The 13,037-nt window shown below is 65.5% G+C and carries 8 protein-coding genes; 6 read left to right on the forward strand and 2 right to left on the reverse strand.

Features of this window, described 5'->3' with window-relative positions; translation table 11 throughout:
* Positions 1-142: 142 nt before the first annotated feature.
* Both SM611_RS03900 and SM611_RS03905 read right to left on the reverse strand, forming a co-directional pair.
* On the reverse strand, positions 143-1,396 hold the full coding sequence (locus SM611_RS03900; RefSeq protein WP_371947384.1) for a hypothetical protein: 1,254 nt from the start codon (positions 1,394-1,396) through the stop codon (positions 143-145).
* Between the two features lie 330 nt (positions 1,397-1,726).
* Positions 1,727-2,278, reverse strand: a complete 552-nt coding sequence (locus SM611_RS03905) for a DUF4352 domain-containing protein (protein WP_371947385.1) — start codon at positions 2,276-2,278, stop codon at positions 1,727-1,729.
* Between the two features lie 299 nt (positions 2,279-2,577).
* Here SM611_RS03905 and SM611_RS03910 point away from each other — a divergent pair, with 299 nt between their 5' ends.
* From SM611_RS03910 to SM611_RS03935, 6 genes are all read left to right on the forward strand, one after another.
* Positions 2,578-4,236, forward strand: a complete 1,659-nt coding sequence (locus SM611_RS03910) for a DNA recombination protein RmuC (protein WP_371947386.1) — start codon at positions 2,578-2,580, stop codon at positions 4,234-4,236.
* An 87-nt stretch (positions 4,237-4,323) separates the two neighbouring features.
* Positions 4,324-6,402 carry a hypothetical protein gene (locus SM611_RS03915; protein WP_371947387.1) on the forward strand — a complete coding sequence of 693 codons (2,079 nt, stop codon included), beginning with the start codon at positions 4,324-4,326 and terminating at the stop codon, positions 6,400-6,402.
* Positions 6,403-6,428: 26 nt separating this feature from the next.
* The gene (locus tag SM611_RS03920; protein WP_371947388.1) at positions 6,429-8,036 is read left to right on the forward strand and encodes a class I SAM-dependent DNA methyltransferase; all 1,608 of its coding nucleotides are present in this window, start codon (positions 6,429-6,431) and stop codon (positions 8,034-8,036) included.
* The gene (locus SM611_RS03925) at positions 8,029-9,204 is read left to right on the forward strand and encodes a restriction endonuclease subunit S (protein ID WP_371947389.1); all 1,176 of its coding nucleotides are present in this window, start codon (positions 8,029-8,031) and stop codon (positions 9,202-9,204) included. The genes SM611_RS03920 and SM611_RS03925 overlap by 8 nt, the downstream gene beginning before the upstream one ends.
* A complete protein-coding gene (locus tag SM611_RS03930) occupies positions 9,201-12,392 on the forward strand; it encodes a type I restriction endonuclease subunit R (protein ID WP_371947390.1) in 3,192 nt (1,063 codons plus the stop codon). The genes SM611_RS03925 and SM611_RS03930 overlap by 4 nt, the downstream gene beginning before the upstream one ends.
* A 168-nt stretch (positions 12,393-12,560) precedes the next feature.
* The gene (locus SM611_RS03935; RefSeq protein WP_371947413.1) at positions 12,561-12,923 is read left to right on the forward strand and encodes a P-loop NTPase fold protein; all 363 of its coding nucleotides are present in this window, start codon (positions 12,561-12,563) and stop codon (positions 12,921-12,923) included.
* The last annotated feature ends 114 nt before the right edge of the window (positions 12,924-13,037 follow it).

Raw genomic sequence — 13,037 nt, forward strand, 5'->3', positions numbered from 1 at the left:
GATTGAAGCGGCCGAGCATGTAGGCCACGCCCACAGCAGCCGCGGCAATACCCGTCGTATACCCCACGAAGCGAGGCCAATCTCTCCCTTCGCGGTTGAGGGCCTGGTCGTCCTGTGCTTGTGACTCCCGGTCGGTACTCATTCAGTTCTCCTCATCGTGTTTCTGCTCGTCCCCGCGCAGACGGCGCGCTCGCTCGGTGATCTCGCTGGACAGCTTGTCCTTTACCGAGTTGGCTCGGTGGAGGGTCTCATTACCGCGGCTTCTCGCAACATCGACGCCCTTGGCTCCGGTCTCGAGTGCCTTGTCCCTCACCTGCGCGGCCGCGTCCGCCCATCGCCTCGCCTCCGCTGAGCGCTCAGCAGACTCAATCCCGAGCCGCCCGTGGAAGTCGTGGACGCCGGTCGCGACATGGTTGCTCGCCTGGACTACAGCCGGGGACTTGGTCGGGTGCAGCAGCACCTTCGCGTTGGCCGTACCGGCAGCCGCATCCATCCTGGCCACCAGGCGCTCGGTGCACCGTGAGATGAGTTTCAGCCGGTCCTGCCGGGCAGCTTTCAGCCCGAGGCGATGCCCGTCCAGTTCCTCTGGAGAGGCGTCCAGCACCCGGTCGAGTTCGAGCACGGCGATCGCGTCCTGCAGTTGGAAGCAGCGGGCCAGAACGGCGAGCCACTCCCGAACCGTGGATTCGGCTCCCTTGGCCGTTGCGGCCAGGTCCCCGATCTTGGTCTTGCGCTCCATCTTCTCGGCGAGTGCATCGAGTTGCCGCAATGCGTACGCCTGGGTCTCTGCGATCGTCGCCGGCGCGTTCTGCACCTTCGACCAGGTGATCTCGTCGACCCGCCCCCTCGTCTCGCGGATGGTCATGGACTCCTCGATGACGAAGCTCACTCCGATCATTCGGGCCAGCACAGCGTCCTTCTGGGCGCGCAGCACATCGTCGACCTTCTCATCGATCCTGGCGAGATAGTCGGTGATCTCGTCCATGGTCTGCTGCATCGCGATCTGCGCCATGATTCCCGCGGCGCCGGCGAGCATCGCCGGGTTGGTCAGCAGCGACCTTGGCGTCTTCGCGAACTCGACGAATCCCCTGATCTGGCCCTTGTTCCCCTTCACCACACCCGTGCTGAGACCCGACTTCTTACTCTCCCTCAGCCCGTACTTCTGGATGGCCCGCGCCGAGTCCTGCGTCAACTGCACCCAGCGGCCGGAGTTGGCAGCGATCTCCGAACCAGCCTGCGCGGCTACAGAGCCGGTGGCTGCGACGGACTTGAGCCGTTGCAGTCCAAGGTCCTTCGACGGCAGCCCCTCCGAGGCCAGGAAGCGTTCGACATCCGTCGCATCCCCAAGGACCGCCAGCCCATCACCGTCACTGATCAGCTGAATCTCGTTGTCCATCGGTTGCTCCTGAAGTGGCTTCACGCATTGAGGGTGGTCGGGGTGTACGGCGATCGGGGGTAGGGGGCGAAGTCTTCGAGTGTCGGAGGATCGGGGATCGGCCAGACAGGATCAGGACGCCTTGTCCTTTGCCAAGGTGGTGCTGGCGCCCACGCAGCACCAATATTTGACTCACGGGCGGAAGCGTAAACCCAAACCGGGAGGTCAACGGGCGTTCCGCCACAGGTGTCCGATAGAAGACACGCTCCTCCCAGTCAGTTGCGTACGCAGCGGCGCTCACCCTGAGGCGTGGATCTTCAGTTCCCTGGCGCAAGGTGTCTGCCCTACGGTCTACTGCTTGAGCAGCCACTCGCCGGACTGGGGTGCGAAGCCGCTGTCGAGGGTGAACTGGAACTTGGTGAGCCTGGCCTTCTTCGGGACGGAGAACACCAGGTAGCCCTTGCGGGTGCTGCCAGGAGCCAGCTTGACGGAGCTGCCAATGGACGGGCCGAGGGCGACGTCGCCGAGGTAGTTCTCGTACTGCTGGTCCTGGGCGTCGACGACCTTCGCACCGTTGCCCGGCGAGTCGTCGTAGGCGATAGTGCCGACGTTCTTCAGGCGGATCTGGACGGCGGCGAAGCGCTGTCCCTGTTCGGGCTGGCTGAACTCGTCCTTGCCCTTGGCCTTCTGGGCGACCTTCAGGACGGTCACGGCGACCTTCATCCCCTCGTCGTTGCCCTTGAGGGTGATGGTGTCGCCGACCTTGGCCTCGGTCTCCTGCGCTTTCTGCGCCTTCTGCGCCTTGGCGGGCTTGTCGTCGGGGCTGCTGGTCACCTCGGTCGGTGCGCATGCGGTGAGGCCGAGCGTGAGGAGGGCCGGCAGGAGGAGGTGCGTCTTCTTCATCGTCTGCTCCAGGAGTGAGTGCCTTGCTCGTCGAGCTGCAGTGCCTTCGGTGCGGGCTGGGCGACTGCGGCAGGGAAGGACGCTAGAGGGCGGCGGGGTCAGATTTGGATTCTGTTCTCCGATAACCCTCGTTACCAGCCATGCAATGTGATCGAAAACGGAGGGTCACTTACGTTCTGGGTGTGCGGCCCGCAGGCCCCGCGAGCCACATGAGCCGCACTGTTCACTCCACCGCCGACGTGACGCCTCTGTCGATCAGTCGGCCACTTCCCAGGAGGTATCAACCCGTGGATGTCTTGATGTCCGCCGTCCTGTGTCTCGTGTCCGGAGCCGTCTTCGGCATCATCGGCTACCTGCTCGCGTACAGCCGCGCCGGCGCCGAGCGGAGCCGGGTCAAGGCCGACCGCAAGGTCGCCGAAGAGCAGCGTGACCATGCCCGTGCGCAGGTCGACGAGCTTCGTTCCGAACGGGACGAAGCGCGCAAGAGTGCGGACGAGGCCAAGGCGTCGCTGGTCGGCCTGTCCGCCAAGTTCAGCGAGAAGGTCGACCGCGCAGCTCGGCTCGAGACCGAGCTGAAGGTGACGCAAGAGAAGCTCCAAGCTGCGGAGAGGGACCTGGCGCTGATGACCACGTCCGCCGAGGAGAGCGTCCGGCAGCTCCGCTCGCTGGAGGACGACATGCACCGCCAGGGGCAGGTCGAGGCGGAGCTGCAGAGCGCCCTCAATGAGCGGAAGCGCGAGTTGGAGGAGTTCAAGCAGGATCTCGCCGTCGCGCGGCAGGAGTGCGAGGGACTGCGGCAGCAACAGGCCACGGTCGACGCGGCGCGCAAGGAGCTGGATCAGCTCCGCAAGGAGACGTCCGAGAAGCAGACCGAGCAGTTCGAGGCACTCGTGACCAAGGCGCTGGACGCCTCGCAGGCGAAGCTGGCCTCCACCGCGAGCGAGAAGCTGGGAGTCACCGGCCGCGCCGTGAACGAGAAGTTGCAGGAGATCGACCGGCATCTGCAGGAGTTCAGCACCACCCGTTCCAAGTCGGAGGTCGAGCTCGGCACGCAGTTGAAGATGCTGGCGGACGAGAACGTCAAGAGCCGTGAGCAGACGCGTGTCCTGGCCGACGCGCTGCGCAAGCCGCAGGTCCGCGGCCAGTGGGGCGAGCTTCAGCTCAAGCGGACCGTGGAGCTGGCGAACATGAAGGAGCACTGCGACTTCACCGTCCAGCACTCGGTGGACGGAGACGACGGACAGCTGCGTCCGGACATGGTGGTCCACCTGGCCGGCGGCAAGCGGGTGGTCGTGGACGCGAAGGTGCCGCTGGAGGCGTTCCTCAACGCCCTTGAGGCGTCCGACGAAGCAGCTCGGGAGCGTCGCATGGCCGAGCACGCCAAGCAGGTGCGCAAGCACGTCGACTCACTGGCCGGCAAGGCGTACTACAGCAAGGTCGCCGGCAGCCCGGAGTTCGTGATCATGTATCTGCCGAACGAGGCGCTGCTGCAGGCGGCGCTCGACAACGACCCTCGGCTTGTCGAGTACGCGGCGGAGAAGCGGATCGTCCTGGCGACGCCCACGGTCCTCATCGCGATGCTCCGCACGGTCGCCACCGCCTGGACGCAGGCCGCCCTCCAGGAGAACCTCCGGCAGGTTCACGACCTTGGGCGTGAGCTGCACGAGCGCCTCATCACGATGGCGACCCATCTGCGCGACCTCGGCAGGTCCCTTGACAACTCCGTCGCCGCGTTCAACAAGGTGATCGGTTCGCTGGAGGGCCGGGTCATGGTCACGGCGCGCCGCTTCGAGGACCTGAAGGTCGTCGAAGGACATCTGGAGCCGCTGGCCCCCGTGGACGCCTCCGCACGTCCGCTCAAGCGGCCGGAGCTGCTGGAGGCCGCTGCGGCCGAGCCGCCGGTCCGCCCGGTCGAGGACACCGAGGAGGAGCTTGGAGAGAGCTCCGAAACTGCCTGATAAGGACCGTTATCGGCCAACCCAACGGCTGAAGCATGCGTGTTGCTCTACTGTCGATCGCACACACGGGGAGAGGAGGTGCTGACGGTGATGGTCGCTCGTGACGAGGCGCTCCTGATGTCGATGACGGAGATCGCCGAGCTGGCGGACGTGCAAAGACCGGTCGTCAGCACCTGGCGCCGCCGCCACCCGGACTTCCCGCAACCGGCGACCGAAGAACGCGGGCAGCAGCTCTTCGACGCCGCGCACATCGTCGACTGGCTGGTCGAGACGGGGCGGGCCGAGCGGGGCGAGGTCGAAGGGGACCTGCGGGTCCACACCCTCGCCCGGCTCGGCGCCCAGTTGCCACCACGCACGCTGATACCTGCGCTGACCGCACTGATCTGCCTGCGCCATCTCTCCGATGACGAGCCGCTCGACGACGAGACGCCGGCCCTGATGGCGCGCCTGCGCGAGCAGGCGGACGAGACCGACCCGGACGACGACATCCTGGCCTCGGAGATCCGCGGGTTGCGTACGTCCTGGCTGCCGACAGCCGTGAACGAGTTGGTGGAGGCTGCCTGGAGCACCCACGGCGCGTTCGAACGGATCATGCAGGTCCGCGACCGGCTCGGCGCGGCCGACATGTCGTCCGGCCGGCTGGACCCGGTGCTGGAGTCCCTGGTCGCGGGCTTGGCCAATGCCCGCGCCCGTGCCGACCGCGACGGCGAAGTACGGCTCGCCGACCCCTACGCCGGAGTCGGCGACCTGCTGACTGCGGTCGCTGGCACTCTCCGCGACGATCAGGTCCTGCGCATCACCGCCTGCTGTGCCGACCCGGTCGCGGCGCGGCTGACGCGGCGGCGCCTGGCCGTCCGCGACGTTCCTGATGTCGAGTACGAGGTCCGCCCCGACCTTGACGGTTGCCTGGACGAGGCCACGATCGTCGTCACGCAACTGCCCTACCGTCCTGCCGAGGAGCGCTCCGCCGTACTGTCGCTGAATGCGCTGAACGACCTGCTGCTGCCGCTGCCCCACGGCGCGACCGCGATTGTGGTCGCGCCCGCCGACACCACCGCCGCGCTCGACCCGACCAGCGACGCCGGAATCCTACGAGGGGAACTGCTGCGCTCAGGCTCGGTCAAGGCCGTCATCCGGCTGCCCGGCGGGCTCATCCCCTACCGACCCGGATATGAGGTCGCGCTATGGGTGCTCACCGCCGACTACGCGGTCGGGGAACGCGGCAAGGTGCTGCTGGCCGACGTGTCCGACCGCGCCCTCACTCCGGGACTGGTCGACGCCCTCGTCACCGATGTGCTGGCCTGGCGTGACGAGCAGTTCGACCCCGAGGCACACCCCCGCGTCCACACCGTCGCCACCCCGGTCGGCGCGTTGATCGCCTCGCCGCGTCCCCTGCTTCCCCGCTATCTGCCGTCCCAGGACGATCTGCGCTGGGAGGTACCCGAACGCGTTGCACGCACGCTGGAGCTGGAACGCGTGGTGTGGGAGGCCCGCCCGGACGCGCCCCGCCTCAACAGTGACCTGTCGGCCGTCCCGATGCCGCGTCCGCCGCGTACCGCGACCATTGCCGAGCTCGCCGGCAGAGGCCGTCCCAAGGAGTTGTCGCTGCGCAAGGGCACCCGCCTGCCAGCCGGTCTCGTACGGTCTGCCTCCAGCACGGTGAACGCGACGAACTCCTATCCCGTCTTCGGGCCTGCGGAAGTCCTCGATGAAAGCGAACCGGGCAGCCGCCGCGTCGACCGCATCGAATTCGAGAAGTCCTGCCCCGGCGCCCGGCACAGCAAGCCCGGCGACGTCATCATCACCACCGCGCCGCGTCCGGCCGCCGCCGTCGACCACGACGGCCACTCGGTGGTGGAGTTCCCGGCCCGCATCCTGCGCATCGAAGAGGACGGCAAGAAGCACTTCACGCCCCGCGCGCTGGCCGCCCTGCTGGACCGCGCGGGACGAGCCGACGGAGCCATCCGCCCGGCGCAACGCCTGCACGAACTCGCCTTGCCACTGCTGTCTCCGTCCGAGCTGAAGCAACTGGACCGCCTGCTGGCCGACCTGGACGACCGCCGTGACCGCGCCCGCCGCGAGATCGCCGCCCTAGACGAATTGCGCGGCATCGCCGCCACCGGCCTCGCCGATGGAACCCTGACCCTCGCCGACCCCATCGGCTGACGCGACAACCCGAATAGAGGAGATAGATGCCGCCCCGCAAGAAGACCCCCGCCGGACAGGCCGAGCTGCCAGGCGTGTCCACGATGGCGGAGCTGAAGGCAATCCTTTGGAAGTCTGCGGACAAGCTCCGCGGCTCGATGGATGCCGCCCAGTACAAGGACTTCGTCCTCGGCCTGGTCTTCCTGAAGTACGTCTCGGACGCCTTCGCCGAACGCCGCGCCCAGATCCGCGACGAACTCATCGCCGACGGCGTCCCGGAATCGCGGCACGAGTCGTTCCTGGACGACAAGGACGAGTACGAGCGCGAGGGCGTCTTCTGGATTCCTGAGGGTGCCCGCTGGCCCGACTTGGCGGCGCAGGCCAAGTCCGGAGCGATCGGTCAGCTGATCGACGCCGCGATGGACGCAGTCATGAAGACCAACCGGTCCCTGGCCGGCGTCCTGCCCCGGATCTACAACCAGAACAGCGTCGACCAGCGCCGCCTCAGCGAACTCGTCGACCTGCTCAGCGACGCCCGCTTCACCGGACACGACGGCAAGTCCGCCCGCGACGTTCTCGGTGAGGTTTACGAATACTTCCTGGAGCGATTCGCCCGAGCCGAGGGCAAGCGCGGCGGCGAATTCTACACGCCAGCCAGCGTCGTCAAGGTCCTAGTGGAGATCCTCGAACCGTACAAGGGACGGGTGTACGACCCGTGCTGTGGCTCGGGCGGCATGTTCGTGCAGGCCGAGAAATTCGTCCTCAGCCACCGTGGCCGCCGCGACGACATCGCCGTCTATGGCCAGGAGGCCAACGAACGCACCTGGCGGCTGGCCAAGATGAACCTTGCCATCCACGGCATCGGCGGCGACCTGTCCACCAAGTGGGCCGACACCTTCTACGAGGACCGCCACCCCGACCTCAAGGCCGATTACATCTTGGCCAACCCGCCGTTCAACATGTCCGACTGGTACCGCAGGACCGACGACCCCCGCTGGCGCTTCGGCACCCCACCCGCGGGCAACGCCAACTTCGCCTGGATGCAGCACATCATCTCGAAGCTCGGTATCCACGGCAGCGCTGGCGTCGTCATGGCCAACGGCTCGATGTCCTCCAAGCAGTCCGGCGAAGGCGACATCCGCAAAGCCCTCGTGGAGAACGACCTCGTCGCCTGCATGGTGGCCCTGCCCCCGCAGCTGTTCCGCACCACGCAGATCCCGGCCTGCCTGTGGTTCTTCACCAAGGACAAGTCCGCCCGCGCCGGCCACACCGACCGCCAAGGCCAGACGCTGTTCATCAACGCCCGCAACATGGGCACGATGATCGACCGCACCGAACGCGTCCTCACCGACGATGACGTCACGAAAATCGCCAACGTCTACCACGCATGGCGCGGCACTCCCAGCGCCAGCGAGACGGGCCTGGCGTATGAGGACGAACTCGGCTTCTGCCACTCGGCCACCACCGACAAGATCCGCGAAGCCGACCACATCCTCACCCCCGGCCGCTACGTCGGCGCCCCCGAGGCCGAAGAGGACGACGAGCCCATCGCCGACAAGATTGACCGCCTCACCAAGGGGCTCTTCACCCACTTCGAAGAATCCGCCCGCCTCGAACGGATCATCCGAAAGCAAATGGAGAACCTCGATGTCTGAGTTGCTATTCCCCGCACCAGAACGCTGGGAAGTCACGACTCTAGGCAACGTTTGCGCCGCTGGCGGGGGGAGCATTCAGACCGGGCCGTTCGGGAGCCAACTGCACGCATCAGATTATGTCTCCTCAGGAACCCCCAGCGTGATGCCTCAGAATATCGGAGACAACATCATCGATGAAGACGGAATCGCCCGCATCAGAGATGCTGACGTCAACCGCCTGTCCAGATTCCTTCTCAAAGAGGGGGATATCGTCTACTCCAGGCGAGGAGACGTCACACGCCGCGCCCTCATAAGAAGAGAGCAGCAAGGGTGGCTATGTGGCACTGGTTGCCTCAGAGTGCGCATAGGATCCGAGGCTATCCCACAGTTCGTCTCCTATTATCTCGGCCATCCTCGGGTTCGGGAATGGATAACGCGCCACGCCGTCGGTGCGACCATGCTGAACCTCAACACCAAAATCCTCAGCGCCTTGCCCGTCATCCTGCCGCCACGTAGCGAGCAATATGCCATCGCCGGCCTCCTTGGCTCCCTCGATGACAAGATCGCCGTCAATCACCGTATCATCACCGGATCTAAGGACGTCCTGCAGGCGCTATCCCAGAGCATCTTCATCGCAAAATCGCGGCAGGTCGAACTTCGCGAGATCGTCGAACTTCGCTATGGCAAGGCACTAAAAGCCAGCGATCGGATCCCAGGCGACATTCCCGTATTCGGAGGAAATGGAGCATCCGGGAGTCATTATCGTGCACTCGTATCCGGACCCGGAATCATAGTAGGGCGCAAGGGTGCGAATGCCGGTTCAGTTTCTTGGTCAGACTCCGACTTTTGGCCAATAGACACAGCATTCTATGTAATTCCCAGAAACTCGAACATGCCTATGGAGTTCCTCTACCTCCTCCTTCGGACAACACCGTTGAGGGGGGAGGTTGGCGATTCGGCGATCCCAGGACTAAATCGAGACATGGCGCTATCGATCAAGGTCTGGATTCCTGATGTTGAAGCTGCCATGGACATCGCCCAGCAAGCGCATCCTCACTTCAAGCTCCAAGAGCAAGTGGAGAAAGAAAACCGCACCCTTGCTGAGATGCGGGATGGGCTGCTGCCGAAGCTCATGTCGGGCGAGGTCAGGATCAGGGACGCGGAGAAGGTCGTGGAGGATGCCGTATGAGCGGCTACAGCGAGGCCGACTTCGAGCATGACGTGCTCGGTACGCTCGGCGATCTCGGCTGGGAGTACAAGGACGGCAAGCAGATCGCCGTGGGCTCGGGTGAGCGGGAGTCCTGGGACGAGCTGATCATCCCGAGCCGGCTGCGGGACGCGATTGTCCGGATCAACCCGGGCCTGCCCGCATCGTCCGTGGACGAGGTCGTCGCCCTGGTGCTGTCGCCGCAGTCCCAGGACGCGAAGGCGGAGAACCGCCGGATTCACGAGTACCTGACCGGCGGCATTCGCGGTATCAGTTACGTCGACGAGTACGGCGCGGAGCAGCATCCGACCATCCACCTGATCGACCGGAACGATCCGTACCGCAACGACTTCGTGGCGGCCAACCAGGTGATGGTCGTCAAGGGCGAGGAGCGGCGGCGTTTCGACGTCGTCCTCTACATGAACGGACTTCCGGTCGCGGTCTTCGAGTTGAAGAAGATGAGCGACGAGCGGGCCACGCCTGAGGCCGCGCACGCGCAGCTCATGGCCTACGTCGAGGACATGTGGGAAGCGTTCCGGTGCAACGTGGTGTGCCTGATCTCGGACGGCGTGACCACCAAGTACGGCACCGCGTTCACCCCTTTCAACCACTTCGCGCCCTGGAACGTCGACGAGGCGGGCGAGCCGGTAGAGCAGCCCGCGGCCGAGTGGGAGAACAGCGAGCTGAGCCTCACGCTGCACGGCCTGTTCGAGCAGCGGCATTTCGTGGAGCTGCTGACCGGCTACGTCGCGTTCGCCCAGTCGGACGAGGGGCTGGAGAAACTGATCGCCAAGCCGCACCAGTACTTCGCGGTGTCCAAGGCGGTCGGCAAGACGATCGAGGCCGTGCGCAGCAACGGCAGGGCCGGCGTGGTCTGGCACACCCAGGGGTCCGGCAAGTCGTTCGAGATGGAGCTGTACTCCAACCAGGTGCTCAAGCACCCCGCGCTCGGCAACCCCACCATCGTGGTGATCACCGACCGCAACGACCTGGACGACCAGCTCTTCGACGGCTTCAACGCCAGCGAGCTGCTCCCGGAGAACCCCGTCCGTGCCGACAGCCGACACGACCTGCGAACCGAGCTGTCCAATCGGCGTACCGGCGGCATCTACTTCACGACGCTGCAGAAGTTCAGCAAGACGACCGAGGAGAAGGACTCCGGACGGCCGCATCCGCGTCTCTCAGAGCGCCGCAACATCATCGTGATCGTCGACGAGGCGCACCGCAGCCACTACGACAACCTCGACGGCTACGCCCGGCACCTGCGGGACGCGCTTCCCTACGCGACGATGATCGCCTTCACCGGGACGCCGATCTCCGACGTCGACCGCAACACCCAGGACGTGTTCGGCGAGTACATCGATATCTACGACCTCACCCGGGCCGTCAAGGACGGCGCCACGGTGCCCGTCTACTACGAGAACCGCCTGATCGAGCTCAGACTGCCCGAGGACGTCGATCCGGAAACCCTGGACGAGGAGGCCGACAAGGTCACCGAGAACCTGGACGACACCGAGCGCAAGCGGGTCGAGCACGCCACCGCCACGCTCAACGCCGTCTACGGTGCGCCCGCCCGCCTGGAGAAGCTGGCCGGGAGCATCGTCGAACACTGGGAGACGCGGTCGGAGGCGATGCGGCCGTTCATCGACGCCCCCGGCAAGGCGATGATCGTGTGCAGCACGCGGGAGATCTGCGCCAATCTGTACGAGCAAATTATTGCCATAAAGCCGGACTGGCACTCGGACGACGTCCACGCGGGCAAGATCAAGGTCGTCTACAGCTCGTCCACGAGCGATCCCGACAAGCTCCGCAAGCACCGGCTGCGTCCCCGCGAGCACAAGGCCGTCCAGCGGCGCATGAAGGATGTCGACGACGAGCTTGAGCTGATCATCGTCAAGGACATGCTGATCATCGGTTTCGACGCGCCCCCGCTACACACGCTCTACCTGGACCGCTCGATGCGTGGCGCCCAACTCATGCAGACCCTGGCCCGCGTGAACCGCACGTTCCGCAACAAGCAGGACGGCCTCATGGTCGGCTACGCACCGCTTCACGAGAAGCTGATCGCCGCGCTGGCCGAATACACCACCGAGGACCAGCACACCAAGCCGATGGGCCGCGACCTCGACGAGGCGATCACCAAGGTCCGCGACCTCCTCGACGGCATCGGCGAGCTACTCAGAGACCACCCCTGGCGCCAAACCCTGCGGGCCAGGACGTCCACAGCCCACCGCGACGCCGTCCGCGGAACCGCCGACTACATCTGGAACCCGCAGCACCCGCTCAACCTCCCTGACGCGTCGGACCCCGACAAGGAGACGCTCAAGGAGAAGTTCCTGCGCTGCGCCGGACGCCTCGCCCGCCTTTACGCCGTGTGCGCGACCAGCGGCGACCTGAACGACGTCCGCGACGACATCGCGTTCTTCCGCGACGTTCGCGTGGTCGTCCTCAAGCTCGACGCCGCCCGCCGCCAGGCCGAGGGCCGCCCCGTCCCCGCCGAAGTCGAGCTCTACCTCAAGCAGCTCACCGCCAGCGCAATCGAGGCCGGGGACGTCATCGACCTGTTCAAGGAAGCCGGCCTGGACCAGCCGGACCTGTCCCACCTGGACGAGAACTACATCAAGAAGATGCAGGCCGCCAAGCATCCCGCCATCGCGATCGAGGCGCTGCGCCGGCTCGTCCAGCAGGAGATGCGCAAGGTCACCAAGCACAACATCGTGCGCCAGCAGAGCTTCTCCGACCGCCTCTTGGAGCTCATGCGCAAGTACACCAACCAGAACCTCACGGCAGCCGAGATCATCGCCGAGCTCGTCGCGATGGCCAAGGAGGTCGCCGCCGACGCCAACCGGGGCCAGACCTTCAACCCGGCGCTCAGCAACGACGAACTCGCGTTCTACGACGCGGTCGCCGCCAAAGACACTGTCCGCACCCTGATGGGCGACGACCAACTCGCCGCCATCGCACGCGACCTGGTCAAGGCCGTCCGCCGCAACCTGTCCACCGACTGGACCGCCCGCGACGACGTCCAGGCCAAGCTCCGCTCCATCATCAAGCGCCTACTGGCCCGCCACGGCTACCCGCCCGACGAAGAGCAGGCCGCCATCGACAAGGTCATCCAGCAACTAGAAACTTTCGCCGACGAGTGGTCCCCCCATACCAAGCAGGAGTGAAACGTGCGCCGCTCGATTATTGAGCTACGTGTTCTCAGTCGAGATTACGTACGGCGCAGTAGCCGATGCATCCTGATCAACTGCCCGGTCATCGTCCGCTTAACCTCCATGGTGCCAGTCTGGGCACCTAAGGTTGCGCTCTGAGAAACTTAAAGGAGCATCCTCTTGGTGGCACTGCCAGCTAAGGCGCAGGCGCAAGAGGTCGTCTGCGAAGGCGACCTCATTCCGGACAACAGGCTTGCGCCCGGGGCGCAGGATCTGCTTGAGCACGACGCCATCGCGCGCGGGGTCGCCGAGATCGCCTGGACCGCTGAGACACCGGTGAATATCGCCTTGTTCGGCGCGTGGGGATCCGGCAAGTCAAGCGTCTACTCAATGATCAAGCAGCACCTGGACCGCATCGCTCCAAAGCAGGTAAGGGTCGCCCGGTATGACGCGTGGAAGTACGGCGGGCGGGAGCTAAAGCGCAACTTCATCGACAGCCTTGCCCACGAGTTGAAGCTAGGCGACAAACCCGAGTTCCAGGGCTGATTGCGTTCTCGGATGTTGAGATGGTCGGAGCGAGTGGCCAGGTCACGGACTGATCGCGGGGGGCGTGTCTGCGGGCCGGGAAGCAACAAGGCCCCGTAGAACGGCGATTGCCTA

This window comes from Actinomadura monticuli (assembly GCF_041463655.1).
GTDB classification, from domain to species: Bacteria; Actinomycetota; Actinomycetes; order Streptosporangiales; family Streptosporangiaceae; genus Spirillospora; species Spirillospora monticuli.